Below are 17,992 nucleotides of genomic sequence, written 5' to 3'. Positions count from 1 at the left end.
GCTTGGTCATAAAATTGATCAAAGCGTTTTTTGAGTCAACAACTTATTTTGTGTTGGCAATGCTTGTCTCAATTTGTCTTTCAATGTCTCAATTATATATTGCCGATGACGCAATTTCCGCAGCTTCGCTCAAGGTTTCATCGAATAAATGTGCGTATCTTGCCGTGGTTTGCGTTTGTGTATGCCCTAACATTGCCCCGATTGTTGGCAGCGATTGACCGTTTGAAACGAGAAGGCTTGCGAATGTGTGGCGCAGATCGTGTAGCCGCATGTCTTCCAGTTCAGCCGTTTCACAAATTCTGTTCCACGTCTTTTTAACATCAGTCAGCGCCTTGCCTGTATGTGATGCAAAAATGAAAGGTGAAGTGCTGCGATCTTGGCGCGATTTAAGTAATTCGGTCACGGCGCTCGATACTGGCACGCGGTGTAACTTGCGTTGTTTGGTTGTTGCCGCTGGTTTCGTCCAGATGCGTAACTCCTCGTTAAACTGTTCCCAAGTTGCTTGAAATGCTTCGCCGCGCCGACAGCCCGTCAGCAGCATGAATAAGATTGCATCGCAGGACGTGCGGCTTGCGCTGGTTTTTAGCGCATGGATCAACCGTTTCAATTCAGAGTCGCTCAGGTAGCGCGTGCGGCTAACCTCTGGATTTGCTTCGATGCCAACAGCTGGGTTCGCTTTCATCCAGCCCCACCGCATCGCCAGATTGAACGCTTTGCGCAACAGAGAAATATTGCGGTTCGCCTGAATGGGAGCGCGGCGCGTGATTTTCCGATGGAGCGCGTCAATCTCATCGAAACTCACATCTGAGAGCTTGCGCCGAGCTAGAACGGGAAGGATGTTCTTTTTCCACATCTGCAAATCACTCACCACCGATGACTCGGACTTCTTGGGGAGGTGATCTGTAACGTAACGATCATAGAGGTCTTGCACCGTTGGCGCGTTCATCTTGTCAGTGCGCCGTTGCAATGGGTCGATATCGAGATCAACATCGCGGCGCAATTCTTCGCCACGTCGACGCGCTGCGAGCAATGTCCATTCTGGATACGCGCCAATCGTCATGCGCCGCTCGCGTCCATTGATGCGATAATTCAGGATGAATGATTTTTTACCCGAAGCCATGACCCGAACACCAAACCCGCGTAGGCGTTCATCATAGGTAATCTTGTTCCCTTTAAGCGGAGGTTTAAGACCCTTTACCAAATTATCAGTGAGGCGGACAGCGCCGTTTCGTGTCCGTGTAGTGTCAGCAGAATCGTTGTATGTCCGTGTCATTGGCTGTCTCAACCTGTCTTTCGGTGTCCTGATTAAATGTTTTATTACAATCAGTTAACACGAAAATTGGTTAAATTTCAATTGCTTAAAAAACGCCAAATTGAGCTTTGTAATCAGTAGGTCCGCGGTTCGAGTCCGTGTGGGCACCATATCCTATAACCATTGTTCTTGAAATTGCTTTGATTTTCAGGGCTAGGTTCCCCGGAAAAAATATAGCTAGGGCTAAACAGGGTTATTCACCAGCATGTTAAAATGCTAATGCAATTCGGATTGCAGATGATTTGGCTTTCGTTTTCAAAAACGCAGTTTCGGGAAAACGAAAACAAGATTTTTCTGCTACTTCGTGTCGCAAATTGATTTTACCATTTGTGGAATTCATCTTATGAAAAGTGATGTAATTTCAACAAGGATATCAATATGGCGCAGCCACCTAATTTGAATACTTCGCCAAATGTATCTGATGAAATTCGCAAAACCACCTGTTACATGTGCGCCTGTCGCTGTGGGATCAATGTGCATCTTAAGGATGGCGAAGTTGCCTATATCGAGGGAAACAAAGATCACCCTGTGAACAAGGGTGTGCTTTGCGCCAAAGGCTCTGCGGGGATTATGCAGGTGAATGCGCCATCACGGCTTCGCGCGCCTTTGAAACGTGTTGGGCCGCGTGGGTCTGGTGAATTTGAAGAAATCAGTTGGGACGAGGCCTTGGGCATCGTCACCAAACGGCTGGGAAAAATCCGCAAAGATAACCCAGATAAGCTTGCGTTTTTTACGGGGCGCGATCAATCGCAATCATTCACGTCATATTGGGCACAGGCGTTTGGTACCCCAAATTACGCCGCACATGGTGGGTTTTGTTCGGTGAATATGGCGGCGGCTGGTATTTACACAATGGGGGGTGCGTTTTGGGAATTTGGCCAACCTGATTGGGATCACACCAAAATGTTCATGCTGTTCGGCGTTGCCGAAGATCATGATTCAAATCCCATTAAAATCGGGCTTGGTAAGTTAAAGTCGCGCGGTGCCAAGGTGATAGGCGTGAACCCCATTCGTTCGGGTTACAATGCGATTGCCGATGAATGGGTTGGTATTACACCTGGCACAGATGGGCTGTTTATCACGGCTTTGATACATGAGCTGTTGCGCGCTGGTAAAATTGATTTGCACTATTTGGCGCAATATACAAACGCACCGGTTTTGTTGGATAGCGATCCCAAAAGCGAAACATATGGATTGTTTTTGCGCGATGACAATGACAAGCCATTGGTTATCGATCGCAACACTGGCGATATGGTGGCATTTGACACCAAGGGTATTCGCCCTGATCTGAACGCAGAATTTCGCAAAGCTGGCATCAGCCACACAACGGTTTTCCATAAAATTGCGCAAACCTATTTGGGCGCAGAACACGCACCTGCCGCCATTGCCGATCGTTGCGGGATCAGCGTTGCAACCATCCAACGCATTGCCGCCGAATTGGCGCATGTGGCGTTTGATCAGGCAATCACATTGCCCATCGAATGGACAGATTTTCGCGGTGAAAAACATAGCGAAATGATCGGACGCCCCGTTTCATTTCACGCCATGCGTGGGATTTCCGCACATGCCAATGGTTTTCAAACCTGTCGCGCATTACATATTTTGCAAATTTTGTTGGGCAGCGTTGAGGTGCCAGGCGGGTTTCGTTTCAAACCTCCATATCCAAAACCACCAGAGGCACACCCAAAACCACACGTGGCCAGTTGCCCAGATGCACCGCTGGATGGGCCGCATCTGGGATTTGTGCATGGGCCAGAGGATCTAGCACTTCGCCCTGATGGCACGCCTGCACGGATTGACAAGGCGTTCACTTGGGAAAACCCGATGTCGAGCCATGGATTGATGCATATGGTAATTTCCAATGCCCATGCGGGCGATCCATATAAAATCGACACGCTATTTATGTATATGGCGAATATGTCGTGGAACAGTTCGATGAACACCAAGGGTGTGATGGAAATGTTAACCGATACGGATGAAAACGGTGATTATGTAATCCCTAATATCATCTATTCCGATGCATATTCTTCTGAAATGGTGGCGTTCGCGGATATCGTTTTACCAGATGCAACATATTTAGAACGCCATGATTGTATTTCTCTGTTGGATCGTCCGATTTGCGAGGCAGACGGTGCAGCGGACGCCATTCGTTGGCCGGTGATCGAACCTGATCGCGATGTGCGCGGGTTTCAATCCGTTCTGTGTGATTTGGGGCATCGATTGGGATTGCCCAATTTCACCAACGACGATGGCTCGGCGAAATACAAAGATTATGCCGATTATATTGTGAATCACGAACGCCGCCCAGGCATTGGCCCTTTGGCAGGGTTTCGTGGTGATGGAAACGATGTGGGGCGCGGCGATGTGAACCCAGATCAATTGGATCGATATATCAAAAACGGTGGTTTCTTCGTTGAACATATTCCCGACGGTGCAACTTATTACAAACCGTGGAATGTGGAATACCAAGATTGGGCCGTGGGCATGGGGATTTACGATGCGCCACAACCCTATTTGTTTCAGTTGTATGTTGAACCTATGCGCCGTTTCCAGTTGGCGGCCGAAGGGCATGGCGAACGCCAACCACCGGAACATCTGCGTGAATTGGTGAAAACATCGATGGAACCATTTCCCATTTGGTCAAATTCAACCAATTCAGGCGCTGAATACCCCATTCATGCACTCACCCAGCGCCCGATGGCGATGTATCACAGTTGGGGCACGCAAAATGCGTGGTTGCGCCAAATTCATGGTCGCAATCCGTTGTATTTGCCAACAAAAATCTGGAAGGAACATGGATTTTCCGATGGCGATTGGGCGCGGGTAACATCGCCCCATGGCGATATCACCGTGCCAGTGGCGCATCACGCGGCATTGAACGAAAACACGGTGTGGACTTGGAATGCGATTGGAAAACGCAAAGGCGCATGGGCATTATCCAACGACGCACAAGAAACCACCAAGGGGTTTTTGTTAAACCATTTGATCCATGAGTTATTGCCACCCAAGGGGGATGGTTTACGTTGGGCCAATTCCGATCCCATAACGGGACAGGCGGCGTGGTTTGATTTGAAAGTGAAAATCGAAAAGACGAAACCATTGGTCGAAACCGCCCCCAATTTCGCCCCCGCAAAATCACCCGTGGATCGCGGACCCAAAGATATCGCATGGGAGGTTGGAAAATGACTGAATTGCCAAACGAAACTACCCGTAAAATGGGATTGGTGATTGATTTGGATACATGCGTTGGCTGTCATGCCTGTGTGGTGTCTTGTAAGGGGTGGAACACGCAAAATTATGGCGTGCCGTTATCCGACCAAGACGCATATGGCGCAGAACCGTCTGGTACGTTTTTAAACCGTGTCCATACTTACGAAGTTCAACCTGAAACGGGTGCCGCACAAACATTCCATTTTCCAAAATCTTGCCTTCACTGTGAAGATGCACCATGTGTCACGGTGTGCCCAACTGGAGCGAGTTACAAGCGCAGCGATGATGGCATTGTTTTGGTGAACGAAGATGCCTGTATCGGTTGTGGTTTATGTGCATGGGCATGCCCATATGGTGCACGTGAATTGGATCAGGCCGCAGGTGTTATGAAAAAATGCACACTGTGTGTTGATCGCATTTACAATGAAAATCTACCCGAAGAAGACCGCCAGCCTGCATGTGTGCGAACATGCCCAGCAGGTGCACGTCATTTTGGCGATTTGGGTGATGTGGAAAGTGATGTAAGCAAACTGGTCGCTGATCGCGGCGGGTTTGATTTGATGCCAGAGATGGGCACAAAGCCCGTCAATAAATATCTGCCACCACGCCCCAAGGATACGGGCAAAGAAATTGATATTCTGGCCCCATTATTGGCGCCTGTCGCATCAGAACCCACCGGTTTTTTGCGTTGGCTTGATAAAGCATTGGATAAGATTTGACATCGCGCATCCCATGAAACAATGCTTTGCTTAGGTGCGATATACGGTTAATCTATCGGTCCTAGGCAATGTATTTTCAGGGAGAAAACATGAAACATTCACTGCGTAAATTGTTTCTGGGCACAACAACGATTGTGGCCAGTGCAATTGCTGCCAACGCGGCAGATAAAGAGCTTATTGTTTTTGATTGGTCAGGTTACGAAGATACCGGATTCTTCCAAACCTATATCGACAAACATGGCGATAGCCCGACATTCACATTCTTTGGCGAAGAAGAAGAAGCATTTCAAAAGTTACGCGCAGGGTTTAAGGCGGATGTTTCCCACCCCTGTAGCCAATCCGTGGAAAAATGGCTGGCTGCAGATTTGATCGAACCGCTGGATATTTCCAAAATTGAACGCTGGGACGAAGTGAACGCAGATATGAAAGAAGCGTTTAAATTCGACGGTTCTTATTATTTCTTGCCTGCTGATTGGGGAACAACAGCGTTAACATATCGCACGGATATGGTTGACGAAGCCAAAATGAACACGTTGGAAGTGTTCCTTGATCCAGAATATGCAGGGCGCACTGCGATCCCTGATAATGTGGATGATGCCTATGCGCTGGGCTATTTGGCGACGGGTACGACCGATTGGTCAAAGGCGACGGACGATGATTTCAAGCGTGCATCCGATTGGTTGCGCCAGGCACATCAAAATGTGCGTGCCTATTGGGCCGATGGCGCAGAGCTTGCGCAATTGTTGACCAGTGGCGAAGTGATCGTATCTTGGGCATGGAATGAAACACCGACTTCGCTTCAGGCCGAAGATATTGCTGTCGCGGCGAACCGTTCCACGAAAGAGGGATCGTCATCGTGGTTTTGTGGTTATGTGAACCTGAAAAACGGTGAAAACAGCGAAGACAAAGTTTATGATTTCCTCAACGCATGGATGGACCCATCGGCCGCTGAATATATCGTGAATGAATGGGGCTATGGCAATGGTAACGCCACCGCGATGGCGGCATTGGGTGGCGAGTTGCTGGACGAAATGGGTCTTGGCCCAGTAGATGTGCCTGTGTTGGCGCAAATCCCAATGGATCAAGCATTGCGCGAAAAAATGGTTGCTGAGTTTGAAAAGATCAAAGCTGGTTTTTAAACCAAGCAAATACATTGAATTTAAGGGGCGCGTTATGCGCCCTTTATTTTAGCAACAAGATCGATTCCGCCCCCCAGCCAACACGTGCGGTATCACCCACGCCCAGCACGCCGCGCCCTGCGGTGTTGCGCATGGAAATGGTCACTGGCGTATCCACCCCATCAAGCATGACATCATAATATGTCATGTCGCCGTAGTAGAAAACTTCGGACACTTTGGCCTTGGTTTCACGTTCCGCTTTTTCATCACCAATCAAAATGGTGAGCATTTCGGGCCGGATACCAACCGTTATATTCCCAGCAATCCCATCGGGCGCTTGCGCCTTTGGAACGATAACCTTTCCCAAACCAGCCACGGATGTTTCATACCCTTTGCTGGTTTCATTGATTGCACCTGCATTCAGAAAATTCATCACCCCGATGAAATCCGCCACAGATCGGTTTATTGGGCGTTGATACAAATCGTGGGGTGTTGCCAATTGTGCAATGCGCCCATCATTAATCACAGCGATCCGATCTGACATTGTTAACGCCTCTTCCTGATCATGTGTTACCAATATAAATGTAATCCCAACCGCACGTTGTAAATTGCGCAATTCGGATTGCATTTGTTCGCGCAGCTTTTTATCCAGCGCCGATAGCGGTTCATCCAACAACAAAACCTTGGGTTTAAGGACCAGCGCACGCGCCAGCGCCACACGCTGGCGTTGCCCACCTGACAGGGCATGTGATGCACGCGCACCATATCCACCCAGCCCAACCATTTCCAAGGCTTGGGCAACCTGTGTTTTAATTTCTGCCTTGGGTGTTTTGCGCGCCTTTAGCCCATAGGCGACATTTTCCGCAACGCTCATATGGGGGAAAATTGCATAGCTTTGAAAAACCATATTTGTGGGGCGTTCATTCGCGGGCACACCGCGCATGGATTTTCCATCGATAAACACTTCGCCATTACTCGGGTGTTCAAACCCTGCGATGGTGCGCAACAAAGTTGTCTTGCCACAACCAGATGGACCAAGCAGCGAGAAAAACTCGCCGCGTTTGATATCGACGCTTACGTCATAAAGCGCCTGAAAGTCGCCGTAAAATTTATCGATGTTATTTAGGCGAATAATGGGTTCGCTCATAAGAAACCTCCGGTATCGGTCGTGCCGGTTTTACGTGCGCCGCGACGGCGGAAATATTCGGCCAAAATAAGTAACACCAATGACACCGCGAGCAACAAAGTGCCAAGCGCCATTAGGCTGGGTAGACGTTGCGGGAAGCGCAACTGACCCCAGATGTAAACGGGCAGCGTTGGTTCCGTACCCGCAAGGAAAAATGCGATGATAAATTCATCCAGTGATATGGTGAATGAAATCAACAGGCTGGAAATAAGACCGGGCATCACCAATGGGACAGTGATCAGCCAAAACGTGGCAAGCCGCGTTTGTCCAAGATCAAATGATGCTTCTTCCAAGCTTTGATCCAAATTCATGAATGCGGATGAAAGAATTGCAATGCAAAACGGGGTGCAGATCAAAACATGCCCCAAAATGATGGTCCAAAGTGATAGATCAAAGCCAAGCTGCAATATCACCACCAACAACGAAACACCCACGATAATTTCGGGCAACACCATCGGCAACATGATCAACCCCATCATTGGGCGTTGCATGGGAAATTTATATCGCGCATTCGCACGTGCGGCCAACATGCCAAGCAGGGTTGATAAAATTGCCGTGGTGATCGCAATGATAAAGCTGTTTTTTGCCGCTGAATGTAACGCCTCTGTTTCCCAGAGAACGCCGAACCATTCGGTTGTGAAACCCTTGAGCGGAAACGCAACAATCGCGCTATCGTTAAACGCAAAAATCGGTAACAGGATCGCAGGAGCGTATAAAAACACCAAAAAGAACAGGATATATATTTTAAGTGGGGTAATAGATTTCAACATATCACCGCGCCTTTAAATATTTGCGATTGAGCCAGACAAAGATCAACGAAATCACACTCACAATTACCATCGCAGACACGGCAAGAGCCGCACCAAGCGGGGCATTGTTTGCCTTTTTGAACTGTAATTCAATCATGTTTGAAATCATCAAACCATTGGGTCCACCCACCAAACGCGGCGTGACGTAATCACCAATGGTAGGGATGAATACGATAACCGTCGCTGCCAATACACCTGGCATGGATAAGGGTAGCGTGACACGCAAAAATCGGCGGATGGGGCCTTCGCCTAAATCTTGGGCAGCCTCAAGCAGTGAATGATCGATTTTTTCAAGTGCCACGAAAATGGGAAGGATTGCGAAAGGCAACCAAGCATGTCCAAGGGTCAGCACAACCGCATTTTGATTATACAAAATAAAGCTTAGCGGTTTTTCAATCAATCCCGCACCAATCAGCGATCCGTTTACCACGCCATTATACCCAAGGATAACTTTCCACAGGAAAATCCGCATCAGATAGCTTGTCCAAAAAGGTATGGTGATCAGGAAAATCCACATCGCCTTGTGTTTTGGTTTGATGTGAAACGACACGAAATAGGCCACGGGATAGGCCAATAAAACCGTCAGGATTGTCACGCAGGCCGAAATTTTCAATGACCGCCCCATCAGGGTTTGATAAATCTCCTCGCCCCAAGCGGTTTGATAATTCGCAAGGGTCAGGGTTTTATCAAGTTCCAGATAATTTTGTGTCCAAAAACTCAACGCGAGCACAAGACCAAGCGGAATCGCCAGCAAAACTGTGCAGAAAATAAATGTTGGACTGATTAAAAATAAACCCTGTGCGGCCTCTGACTGGCGCCAACGATTGTGGGTTTGATTTTTGCTCATCGTCGTAAATTGCCTTGGGTTGGTGGCGATGTGGGTAAACTATCGGACAATTATTCGACGGATAAATCAAGATGAAAAACGCAATGGGCGTTGCTAATCTATGACTTTGCCCATGCTCAATGATCTTTTGCCAATCTACGCGCCAATATATCAACGCAAAGATGCAAACATACGGTGAGCACGGCCAGAACGATTAATGTGGCGAACAATAGGTCGGTTTTGACCCGCCCATTGGCCAGCAACATCAAATATCCCAATCCCTTTGATGCACCAACCCATTCACCGATCACCGCACCAATGGGGGCGTAAACCGCGGCCAAGCGCAACCCAGAACCAAGCGAAGGCATCGCTGCACGCATACGAATATGCCACAACTCGCGCGATTGCGTTGCAGCCATTGTTTGCGCCAAGTCCAAATATCCGCTGGGCGTTTTCATCAATCCATCGAAAAAGGCTGATGCCACAGGAAAATAGATAATCATGACTGCCATAATGATTTTTGACCCCATGCCATACCCAAACCAAAGTGTAAGCAGTGGTGCGAGCGCGAACACGGGGATGGCCTGTGAAAACACCAATATGGGGCGTAAAATTGCGCGTGCGGTGGATGATGTCGCTAAATTTATCGCCGTTACTATCCCAAGGATTGACCCGATAATAAGGCCAAGGATCACCTCTGCCAACGTTACCCATGCGTGTTCCGCAATCAATGCGCGGCTGTGCCAAAGCGCATTTGCCACACGCAATGGAGAGGGCAGAATAAAAGACGCAACACCCGTCAGTGTGACTGTCAATTGCCACACGGCGATCAAAACAATCGCGGATATGATCCCGTGTTTCCAATTCATTGCGGACCCTCGCGCAGAATTTTCAACATCTTGCCTTGGGTGGCGAGCGTTTGGGGATCGTCGATGCCACGCACGGGGGGCGTTGCTGGCATATCGATATGTTGCAATCCTGTGCTGTGCATAACGATGGCCTGATGCGATAATCGCGCGGCCTCTGCCGGGTCATGTGTCACCAATAACACAGTGCGATCTGTCAATAATTCGGCGGCCAGTTCCTGCATATCGGCACGGGTTTTTGCATCCAATGCGCTAAACGGTTCATCGAGCAAGATCACCGGGCGATCCTCCATCAATGTACGCGCCAATGCGCCACGTTGGCGTTGACCACCTGATAGTTGTGATGGTTTTTTACCCTCATGACCAGCCAGGCCCACACGTGAAATCATTTCAATTGCACGGGTTTTTTCCACGTGATCCCCGCGCAACGTCGCACCAATACAGACATTGTCCAAAAGTGTGAGCCAAGGGAACAACAGATCGTTTTGTGCCATATAAGCCGTTCGATTTTGCAGAGTTTTCCCATCGCTGCTGATGATTTTACCGCGAAAATTAACGGCGCTGTCCAGCCCTGCGATAATGCGCAACACTGTGGTTTTTCCCACACCTGATGGGCCAAGCAAGCATGTCCATTCACCACCTTTGATTTCAAGGGTGATGTTATCAAAAAGCGGAGCACCAGAAAATTCCGCTGCTCCGCTAAATGTTATGGATGGGGCGGCAATCATGCGCCGCGCATTCCCATGTCCCAAAATCCGATTTCAAGGCGTGTCGCAGTTTCGAATTTCTTACATAATGCGGGCCAGCTTGGCGAATTTTCGAAATCATCACCAAGGCGCGCGATCAATGCTTGATCCAACAATTTGCCAACATTGACACATGCGGTTTGATAATCATCCCCTGCATAGGTGTCGATCCATTTGCGGTAGGTTTCGCTGGAACCTTCATTGGCCAAGATAGCGCCAATTTCACCATACCCCCAAACACAAGGGGCAAGTGCAGCCATCAGATCAAGGAACCCGCCCGAAAATCCCGCTTCTAGGACATAGCGTGTATAGGCCATGTTTTCGGGTTCTTCGGCTGCACTAAATAATTGCGCTTCGGAAATGCCATCACGCGCACATGTTTGAACATGAAGCTGCATTTCACCGTTCACCAATGCATCAACCGTTGCCGAACAAAGCTGCATTTCATCCAATGTTTCAGCCTTAACCACGCCCAATGCCCATGCGCGGGAATAGTGGATCAAGTATACGTAATCTTGAATCAGATAGTGGATGAAATTGGCACGGGGCAATGTACCATCGCCCAATCCGTTGACAAAATCATGGCGGGTGTAATCGCGCCATGATGTTTCACTCGCCTTGCGCCATGCTGCGAACGCACGGCCATAATCAGGGGCATTGGTCATTTTTCAACGCTCAAATCGATTGCCAAATCGTCGATGGATTGACGCTCGCTGATCAAACCTGCCTCTAACAGAAAGGTTTCAAAGCGATGGTAACGCCCATGATCCAATGCATTTGGGCGAAGTGCAAAGCGGGGCAGGGTATCAACCCATGCTTTGGCGTTCAGCTCATCTTGCAATTCTTTTGATGTGGCGGAAAATATGTCCCAGCTTTCATCGGGGTGGTTAACAATATATTGCGTCGCTTTTTCCGTGGCGGCCAAGAAACGGGTGATTTTATCAACGTCCATTGTGTCTTTGTTAGCAACGTAAATCAGCTCGTCATAGGCGGGAAGGCCTTCTTCTTCGACGTAGAAACATTTACCCTCGACGCCTTCAATTTCCATCTGGTTTAGTTCGAAATTACGATATGCGCCAATAACTGCATCAACCTGTTTTGACATCAATGATGGTGACAAAGACCAATTTACATTGACCATTTCAACATCATCCATCGACAAGCCGTTCTTTTTCAAGATCGTGCCAAGCACGGCCTCTTCGACACCAGAAACGGAAAACCCGACTTTGCCACCCTTAAGGTCGCTAATTTCTTTGATTGGCCCATCTTTCAGAACCAGCAAACAATTGAGCGGTGTCGCAACCAATGTACCAACGCGTTTTAGCGGCAAACCTTCGGCCACTTGCAGGTGCAATGATGGTTGGTATGAAACGGCCAAATCACCCTTGCCAGCGGCAACCAACTTTGGTGGATCTGATGGATCGGCGGGCGCAATGATTTCAACGTCCAAGCCTTGATCGGCAAAATATCCCAATTCTTCGGCGACAATAATCGGGCCGTGATCGGGGTTGATGAACCAATCCAAAAGCAATGTCATTTTATCCTGCGCCATCGCAGGGGTTGCCATCATGGCAAGTGTTGCAAGTGTTAAAATACGCATATCTGTTCCTTTGCGTTAGTTATCGCCAAGAGCGGCCACAACAATTTGCCCGTCCCATTTTTGTTTGAATTTTGTCGCCGCTTGCCATGATCGCAGCCCAGATCGACAACACATCACCACGCGCTGATTGGGTGCGGGTGGGGCAAGTCGTGAAATATCTGCAACGCTGGATCGAATAGCATCGGGATGTGCGGGGGTTGGGGATTCAACCTCGTCGCGAAGCTCGACAATCATGTCATCTTTGGTGAATTGTGATTGCGCAACAAATGCGAAATGATCGCCCGTTGGCTCAGGGGCATTATCAAATCGAAAACTGCTGGTGCGAAATGATTTTGCATCGTGTTGCACCATTTGGCCAAGGGGGCTTGGCTCAAACTTCAACAAAACGGATAGCGCCATTTGCGCCTGCATCGCGCCCAATGTCCCAACAACTGGTCCAAGCACCCCTGCCGTTGCACAACTGGCTGCGCTATCTGGCAGATCGGGAAACACTGCACGCAGGCTTGGCGCGCTTGCGCAAAACCCACCAACATATCCAGACAGGCCAAGTGCGGATGCGCTGATCAATGGGGTTTGTGTGTTCAAGCAAATATCTGACAGGATGTAAGATGCGGCAAAGCTATCGGCGCAATCCAGCACCAGATCAACGGATGCAACCAACGCAGGGGCATTTGCGGGATCAAGCGTTGTGTGTCGAGCATCGATTTCACATTCGGGGTTAAGATCGTGCAATATTTTCTGCGCGGCCAAAACCTTGGGCTGGCCGATCCATTTAGTGCCATAGAGCGTTTGACGATGCAGGTTGGATTGCTCCACAATATCGGGATCAACCAGTGTGATTTTGCCTACGCCCGCCCCGACCAAATATTGCAATACCGGCACGCCAAGCCCACCTGCGCCAATGATCAATACATGGGAGTTGGACAAACTGTCTTGTCCCGTTTGCCCCAATTCAGGCAGAATGATTTGGCGTGCGTATCGGTTCATCGGGTCGCGTCCAGCCATTGTTGCACGCGCCCTTCTGGATCAGCGTTCAATGTAATGTCGGTGACGGCGGATACGATATCCGCGCCCGCATCAAACACACCCGCCGCACGTTCAACGGACATGCCGCCAATCCCCACCAATGGGGTTTTACCAACACGTTTTTTCCAATCGGTGACACGGTCTAAACCTTGTTCGGTCCATTTCATTTTTTTGAATATGGTTGGATAAACGGGGCCAAGTGCGACATAGGCAGGGTCAAAAGATAATGCGCGTTCCAGTTCATCATCGTCATGAGTGCTGAGCCCCACACGTAAATTTGCGGCGCGAATTTGCGCCATATCGGCGATGTCCAAATCCTCTTGCCCAAGATGGATAAAATCGCAACCTTCGTCGATGGCGATTTGCCAATAATCATTCACGACCAGTGTACAACCAAATTTGGCGCACTCTTTTTTCGCGCGTCTGACATGGTTGCGCAACACATCATCTGGTTGATTCTTCATGCGCAATTGCACCAATTTGATACCAAGGGGCAACATACGCGCAATCCAATCGGCGCTGTCAAAAATTGGGTAAAAACGATCAAGGGTCATTCCAAAAATGCCTTTCCAATCACAGGTGTGGATGGGGCGGCCATATCGCGTGGTTCCATCGGGTCGGCATTTGCACCCGCTTGTCCCGCCGCCAGTGCAAGCGCCATGGCACGTGCCATTTCAACGGGATCACCAGCCTTGGCCACAGCGGTGTTTAACAATACCGCATCAAAGCCAAGCTCCATCGCCGCCGTCGCATGGGATGGCAGGCCAATCCCAGCATCAATGACCAAAGGAACATCGGCGAAATGGGCACGCATCGATCGCAAACCCAAGATATTGTTCAACCCTTGACCCGATCCAATCGGTGCACCCCACGGCATCAAAACCTCGCACCCCGCATGGAGCAATTTTTCGGCCACGACCAAATCTTCGGTGGTGTAGGGGAACACTTGGAACCCATCTTGGGACAATATCCGCGCAGCTTCGACCAGACCAAAAACATCGGGCTGCAATGTGTCGGTGTGGCCGATGACTTCGAGCTTGATCCAATTGGTGTTAAAAATCTCGCGGGCCATATGGGCGGTGGTCACGGCCTCTTTCACGCTATGACACCCTGCGGTATTGGGCAGAATGTGCACACTGAGATCGCGGATAATATTCCAAAAATCTTGTCCAGCTTGATCAACGCTGCCTTCGCGGCGCAATGATACCGTCGCCACAGCGGCCTTGGATGTAGCAAACGCATCGGCCATGATCGCGGGCGATGGATAAAGTGCTGTGCCAAGCATCAGCGGATTGTCCAAGGTCACACCATAAAATGATCGCATGATTTATCCTCCTTGCATCGGCGCAAGGATTTCGAGCCGATCATTTTGAACAAGTTCTGTATCGTGGCGCAATGTAGCGGGGATGAAATTTTCATTCACCGCCGTTGCGATTTTTGCATCGCCATAGCCAAGCTCATCCAGCGCATCCGCAAGGTTGGGTGATGTAATTTCGCGCAGTTCGCCATTCACATTAATTTTCATGCCAAAACTCCGGTTTGTTTCCTGTGAAAAGATAATCCGCCGTCATTTGCGCCAAAGCAGGAGCTAATAAAAATCCATGTCGATACAATCCATTGGCGTAAATAACGCCATCGCGTTGTTGTATGCGCGGCAAGTTATCGGGAAATGCAGGGCGAGCATCGACACCAATTTCTAATATCTCCGCCTCACCAAATGCAGGGAGCAGGGCGTATGCCGCCGATAACAATTCCAACATTGATCGTGCTGTGATGCGGTTGCGATCTTGGGATTCAATCATCGTTGCACCCAGCATAAATACACCATCACCACGCGGAACGATGTAGATCGGAATGCGCGGATGCAACAAACGGATTGGGCGCGACAACGTAATGTCAGGGCAACGCAAGATGAGCATTTCGCCCTTTACACCGCGAAGATCCTGCAAGGCATCTTTGGCGGATAGTCCGCGACAATCAATCCGATTTGGCGTGGTGTCGGGCATATCGGTTTGCACAGCTACGCCATTGGATTGTAAATTTTTGGTTAGTTGAGCCAATGCATCACGGGGTGATAGATGTGCTTCTGACTTGAAAAATAGACCTTTTGAAAATCGGCCAGAAAGGTCAGGTTCCAATGTATCGATCACATCGGCATTGACCGTTTCCATGCCAGATGTGCGGCGTGAAAATCGGGTGAGTTCAGATGTGTCGCGCCCAAGTGCGAGCACAAGAGACCCATTGCGTGTCACCGATGATGTGTGTTTTTCCCACCAAGCGGCGGCGGTTTGACCGTGGCGTACGACAGGCTCTTCGGCGCTTTCACCTTCGCAAAATGGGGCGAGCATGCCACCCGCCCACCAGGAACAGGCATGTTCACCAATTTGGGGTTCACGATCATAAATTGCGACATTGCCACCACGCGCAGTGATTTCGGTGGCAAGACATAGCCCCGCAACACCAGCACCAATGATGGACACATCAACCATCAGCTTGTCCAAACGTTGTGAAAATGATGCACAGGGCCGTGTCCTGATCCGATTTGCAATTCATCGGCGCGTAATATTGCACGTTGCAAATATTGATGCGCATTGCGCACAGCGTTCGAAAGGTTTTGCCCTTTGGCTAGTTCAGCCGCAATTGCAGATGACAAAGTGCAGCCAGTGCCATGTGTATTTTTGGTATCCACGCGTGGTGCGCTAAATTCAGTGATGCCATCTTGGGTGACTAAATAATCGGTACAGATCGCACCTGATGCATGACCACCCTTCATAAATACCGCCTGTGCACCCATCGCCAATAATGCGTGACCTTGTGCCAAGGTTTCATCCTTGGTTGCGGCTTCGGTCGCGTTCAACAGTTTTGCCGCCTCTGGCAGATTTGGCGTTAGAACAGTCGCCATAGGCAAAAGTTTAGATTTCAGAGCATCTATTGCGCTGTCTTGCAATAATGTGTCGCCAGACTTTGCGACCATGACCGGGTCAAGGACGATGGGGTGTTTAAATTCGTTCAGTTTTTTCGCAACAACACCGATAATTTCGGGCGATGACAACATGCCGATTTTAATCGCGTTCACCGCCAGATCATCCAGCACCGCGGTGATCTGTGCGCCAAGGATATCCAGATTGATATCTTGCACCGCTGTAACGCCCTGTGTGTTTTGCGCGGTGATCGCGGTGATTGCGCTGGCACCATAAACGCCAAGGGCGCTAAATGCTTTGAGGTCGGCTTGTATGCCTGCGCCGCCGCCGCTGTCAGAACCTGCAATTGTAAGGGCGATTGGGGTCATCACATATTCCATTTCGTTTGTGAGAAAATGGAATAGGAGCGTGCAACATTTACATATGTTTACCGTTCCCTACGCCGTTTATCTCGGATCAGGTACGATGGGTTTATGCGATTGCAAGTCTCAGCCTGTGCACAGGCTCCCCAACGGTTTCCTTAGGGGTAGCCAGTTATGCGCGGTGTTGCAAGCTGCTTTTTGTAAAAGAAAATATCGGTCCACAGATCGCGGACCGATAACAGATTTCTGTCTTAACTTATGAATACCACTTTCCAGAATGAACGATAGTGCCACTGTCCCCTTCGGCCACCATTGCGCCAAAACTATCAACGTTGGATTCACCATAGTGATATGGGTAAACGTGTTTTGGTTTGAACGCAGCAATTGCCGATGCGGCCTGATTTACATCCATCGTATAAGGAAGGTTCATCGGAACGAATGCCAGATCGATATCGGTGAGCGCACGCATTTCGGGGATATCTTCGGTGTCACCCGCGATGTAAATGCGGCTTCCGCCGATGGTGAGCACATAGCCGTTATCACGGCCTTTGGGGTGATATTTCAACCGATCTTCGGTCAAATTATACGCTGGTATTGCTTCGATTGCGATATCACCGATGGTTGTATCTTCGCCATTGCCGATTTTTTGCGCCTTTGATTTGAGCGGATCTGGCAGCATGTCATAAACCGCAGGGTTCGTAAGGAGCTTGGTATTATCTTTGGCCAATACCGCAAGTGTGTCAGGCGCATAATGATCGCCATGTTCATGGGTTAGTAATATTAGATCGGCATCTGGTTTACCCGCATAGTTCGCAGGATCACCAACGGGATCGTTGTAAATAACCATGCCAGGTGTTTCCATGACAAATGATGCATGGGCAACGGGGTGAACGGTGATCGTGCCAGTACTTGTTTCGAACATATCAGATCCCCCTGTTTGTGCATGGGCAGCATAGGGTAATATAAGCGACGCACCAATCGTGGTCGTACCAGATGATAAAAATTGACGGCGAGAGTACATTTTATTTCTCCTGTTGGGGTGGGCCGAAATTTAAGCCTAGCACAACAGTTTGAAATCAATAATCACATCTTTGTTCAATTTTTCAGTCTATTTTGTCAGCAGCAATTTATTTTGTCGCGTTTTGCGCAGAGTATAAACTTGATGATCCAAAACCAATTGGGCTGTGTTGTTTTCACCAAGCAAGTGTTCCACATTAAAGGTTGGTCCGGTTTTAACCTCTACGGATTGAGTGGGTTCTAGCGGCGTTGGGGCGTTGTAAGACATCGGGCT

General features: G+C 49.2%; 19 protein-coding genes and 1 riboswitch. Of the genes, 3 read left to right on the top strand and 16 right to left on the bottom strand.

Annotated elements, in window-relative coordinates:
• Positions 1–88: 88 nt before the first annotated feature.
• Positions 89–1,273: a tyrosine-type recombinase/integrase gene (locus BFP76_RS02530; RefSeq protein ID WP_099591614.1), complete on the bottom strand. Its 1,185-nt coding sequence runs from the start codon at positions 1,271–1,273 to the stop codon at positions 89–91.
• Positions 1,274–1,690: 417 nt separating this feature from the next.
• Here BFP76_RS02530 and BFP76_RS02525 point away from each other — a divergent pair, with 417 nt between their 5' ends.
• The 3 genes from BFP76_RS02525 (at position 1,691) to BFP76_RS02515 (ending at position 6,380) form a co-directional block, all read left to right on the top strand.
• Positions 1,691–4,498 (top strand): molybdopterin oxidoreductase family protein, encoded by a 2,808-nt coding sequence (locus tag BFP76_RS02525; protein WP_099591613.1) that lies wholly within the window; start codon positions 1,691–1,693, stop codon positions 4,496–4,498.
• Positions 4,495–5,241, top strand: a complete 747-nt coding sequence (locus BFP76_RS02520; protein ID WP_099591612.1) for a 4Fe-4S dicluster domain-containing protein — start codon at positions 4,495–4,497, stop codon at positions 5,239–5,241. Before BFP76_RS02525 ends, BFP76_RS02520 begins: the two co-directional genes overlap by 4 nt.
• A gap of 89 nt (positions 5,242–5,330) precedes the next feature.
• The gene (locus BFP76_RS02515; RefSeq protein ID WP_099591611.1) at positions 5,331–6,380 is read left to right on the top strand and encodes an extracellular solute-binding protein; all 1,050 of its coding nucleotides are present in this window, start codon (positions 5,331–5,333) and stop codon (positions 6,378–6,380) included.
• A 43-nt stretch (positions 6,381–6,423) separates the two neighbouring features.
• On the opposite strand, the gene BFP76_RS02510 is transcribed toward BFP76_RS02515, so the two are convergent.
• The 15 genes from BFP76_RS02510 to hemP all read right to left on the bottom strand — a co-directional run bounded on the left by BFP76_RS02510 (position 6,424) and on the right by hemP (position 17,986).
• Complete coding sequence (locus BFP76_RS02510; protein ID WP_099591610.1) at positions 6,424–7,506, bottom strand: ABC transporter ATP-binding protein; 1,083 nt, start codon at positions 7,504–7,506, stop codon at positions 6,424–6,426.
• The gene (locus BFP76_RS02505; RefSeq protein ID WP_099591609.1) at positions 7,503–8,315 is read right to left on the bottom strand and encodes an ABC transporter permease; all 813 of its coding nucleotides are present in this window, start codon (positions 8,313–8,315) and stop codon (positions 7,503–7,505) included. The genes BFP76_RS02510 and BFP76_RS02505 overlap by 4 nt, the downstream gene beginning before the upstream one ends.
• A 1-nt stretch (position 8,316) precedes the next feature.
• The gene (locus BFP76_RS02500) at positions 8,317–9,201 is read right to left on the bottom strand and encodes an ABC transporter permease (RefSeq protein WP_099591608.1); all 885 of its coding nucleotides are present in this window, start codon (positions 9,199–9,201) and stop codon (positions 8,317–8,319) included.
• A gap of 116 nt (positions 9,202–9,317) precedes the next feature.
• The gene (locus BFP76_RS02495; RefSeq protein ID WP_099591607.1) at positions 9,318–10,049 is read right to left on the bottom strand and encodes an ABC transporter permease; all 732 of its coding nucleotides are present in this window, start codon (positions 10,047–10,049) and stop codon (positions 9,318–9,320) included.
• Positions 10,046–10,774 carry an ABC transporter ATP-binding protein gene (locus BFP76_RS02490; protein WP_099591606.1) on the bottom strand — a complete coding sequence of 243 codons (729 nt, stop codon included), beginning with the start codon at positions 10,772–10,774 and terminating at the stop codon, positions 10,046–10,048. The genes BFP76_RS02495 and BFP76_RS02490 overlap by 4 nt, the downstream gene beginning before the upstream one ends.
• Positions 10,771–11,457 carry a thiaminase II gene (gene tenA / locus BFP76_RS02485; RefSeq protein WP_099591605.1) on the bottom strand — a complete coding sequence of 229 codons (687 nt, stop codon included), beginning with the start codon at positions 11,455–11,457 and terminating at the stop codon, positions 10,771–10,773. Before tenA ends, BFP76_RS02490 begins: the two co-directional genes overlap by 4 nt.
• Positions 11,454–12,392, bottom strand: a complete 939-nt coding sequence (locus BFP76_RS02480) for an ABC transporter substrate-binding protein (RefSeq protein ID WP_099591604.1) — start codon at positions 12,390–12,392, stop codon at positions 11,454–11,456. Before BFP76_RS02480 ends, tenA begins: the two co-directional genes overlap by 4 nt.
• 15 nt (positions 12,393–12,407) lie before the next feature.
• Positions 12,408–13,397: a HesA/MoeB/ThiF family protein gene (locus tag BFP76_RS02475; protein WP_099591603.1), complete on the bottom strand. Its 990-nt coding sequence runs from the start codon at positions 13,395–13,397 to the stop codon at positions 12,408–12,410.
• Complete coding sequence (locus BFP76_RS02470) at positions 13,376–13,972, bottom strand: thiamine phosphate synthase (protein ID WP_099591602.1); 597 nt, start codon at positions 13,970–13,972, stop codon at positions 13,376–13,378. The genes BFP76_RS02475 and BFP76_RS02470 overlap by 22 nt, the downstream gene beginning before the upstream one ends.
• Positions 13,969–14,742 carry a thiazole synthase gene (locus BFP76_RS02465; protein WP_099591601.1) on the bottom strand — a complete coding sequence of 258 codons (774 nt, stop codon included), beginning with the start codon at positions 14,740–14,742 and terminating at the stop codon, positions 13,969–13,971. Before BFP76_RS02465 ends, BFP76_RS02470 begins: the two co-directional genes overlap by 4 nt.
• A gap of 3 nt (positions 14,743–14,745) precedes the next feature.
• A complete protein-coding gene (thiS, locus tag BFP76_RS02460) occupies positions 14,746–14,943 on the bottom strand; it encodes a sulfur carrier protein ThiS (protein WP_099591600.1) in 198 nt (65 codons plus the stop codon).
• Positions 14,933–15,907: an FAD-dependent oxidoreductase gene (locus BFP76_RS02455; RefSeq protein ID WP_099591599.1), complete on the bottom strand. Its 975-nt coding sequence runs from the start codon at positions 15,905–15,907 to the stop codon at positions 14,933–14,935. The genes thiS and BFP76_RS02455 overlap by 11 nt, the downstream gene beginning before the upstream one ends.
• Complete coding sequence (thiD, locus tag BFP76_RS02450) at positions 15,907–16,707, bottom strand: bifunctional hydroxymethylpyrimidine kinase/phosphomethylpyrimidine kinase (protein ID WP_099591906.1); 801 nt, start codon at positions 16,705–16,707, stop codon at positions 15,907–15,909. Before thiD ends, BFP76_RS02455 begins: the two co-directional genes overlap by 1 nt.
• 49 nt (positions 16,708–16,756) lie before the next feature.
• Positions 16,757–16,860: riboswitch (TPP riboswitch) on the bottom strand.
• A 97-nt stretch (positions 16,861–16,957) separates the two neighbouring features.
• Positions 16,958–17,722, bottom strand: coding sequence for an MBL fold metallo-hydrolase (locus BFP76_RS02445; RefSeq protein ID WP_099591598.1), 765 nt, complete (start codon positions 17,720–17,722; stop codon positions 16,958–16,960).
• A gap of 87 nt (positions 17,723–17,809) precedes the next feature.
• Complete coding sequence (gene hemP / locus BFP76_RS02440; protein WP_099591597.1) at positions 17,810–17,986, bottom strand: hemin uptake protein HemP; 177 nt, start codon at positions 17,984–17,986, stop codon at positions 17,810–17,812.
• Positions 17,987–17,992: the final 6 nt, after the last annotated feature.

The sequence above is a fragment of the Paramylibacter kogurei genome, assembly GCF_002742285.1.
GTDB classification, from domain to species: Bacteria; Pseudomonadota; Alphaproteobacteria; order Rhodobacterales; family Rhodobacteraceae; genus Amylibacter; species Amylibacter kogurei.
The sequence above is the reverse complement of the archived record's forward strand: the minus strand, read 5'-3'. Positions and strand labels throughout refer to the sequence as shown.

Bases quoted from the DNA above. Each gene is read 5' to 3' on its own strand.
- BFP76_RS02480 (WP_099591604.1), bottom strand. From the start codon at position 12,392: ATGCGTATTTTAACACTTGCAACACTTGCCATGATGGCAACCCCTGCG.
- BFP76_RS02515 (WP_099591611.1), top strand. From the start codon at position 5,331: ATGAAACATTCACTGCGTAAATTGTTTCTGGGCACAACAACGATTGTG.
- BFP76_RS02520 (WP_099591612.1), top strand. From the start codon at position 4,495: ATGACTGAATTGCCAAACGAAACTACCCGTAAAATGGGATTGGTGATT.
- hemP (WP_099591597.1), bottom strand. From the start codon at position 17,986: ATGTCTTACAACGCCCCAACGCCGCTAGAACCCACTCAATCCGTAGAG.
- BFP76_RS02525 (WP_099591613.1), top strand. From the start codon at position 1,691: ATGGCGCAGCCACCTAATTTGAATACTTCGCCAAATGTATCTGATGAA.
- BFP76_RS02490 (WP_099591606.1), bottom strand. From the start codon at position 10,774: ATGATTGCCGCCCCATCCATAACATTTAGCGGAGCAGCGGAATTTTCT.
- thiD (WP_099591906.1), bottom strand. From the start codon at position 16,707: ATGACCCCAATCGCCCTTACAATTGCAGGTTCTGACAGCGGCGGCGGC.
- BFP76_RS02455 (WP_099591599.1), bottom strand. From the start codon at position 15,907: ATGGTTGATGTGTCCATCATTGGTGCTGGTGTTGCGGGGCTATGTCTT.
- BFP76_RS02475 (WP_099591603.1), bottom strand. From the start codon at position 13,397: ATGGCTGGACGCGACCCGATGAACCGATACGCACGCCAAATCATTCTG.
- BFP76_RS02445 (WP_099591598.1), bottom strand. From the start codon at position 17,722: ATGTACTCTCGCCGTCAATTTTTATCATCTGGTACGACCACGATTGGT.
- BFP76_RS02505 (WP_099591609.1), bottom strand. From the start codon at position 8,315: ATGTTGAAATCTATTACCCCACTTAAAATATATATCCTGTTCTTTTTG.
- BFP76_RS02530 (WP_099591614.1), bottom strand. From the start codon at position 1,273: ATGACACGGACATACAACGATTCTGCTGACACTACACGGACACGAAAC.
- BFP76_RS02495 (WP_099591607.1), bottom strand. From the start codon at position 10,049: ATGAATTGGAAACACGGGATCATATCCGCGATTGTTTTGATCGCCGTG.
- tenA (WP_099591605.1), bottom strand. From the start codon at position 11,457: ATGACCAATGCCCCTGATTATGGCCGTGCGTTCGCAGCATGGCGCAAG.
- BFP76_RS02500 (WP_099591608.1), bottom strand. From the start codon at position 9,201: ATGAGCAAAAATCAAACCCACAATCGTTGGCGCCAGTCAGAGGCCGCA.
- BFP76_RS02510 (WP_099591610.1), bottom strand. From the start codon at position 7,506: ATGAGCGAACCCATTATTCGCCTAAATAACATCGATAAATTTTACGGC.
- thiS (WP_099591600.1), bottom strand. From the start codon at position 14,943: ATGAAAATTAATGTGAATGGCGAACTGCGCGAAATTACATCACCCAAC.
- BFP76_RS02470 (WP_099591602.1), bottom strand. From the start codon at position 13,972: ATGACCCTTGATCGTTTTTACCCAATTTTTGACAGCGCCGATTGGATT.
- BFP76_RS02465 (WP_099591601.1), bottom strand. From the start codon at position 14,742: ATGCGATCATTTTATGGTGTGACCTTGGACAATCCGCTGATGCTTGGC.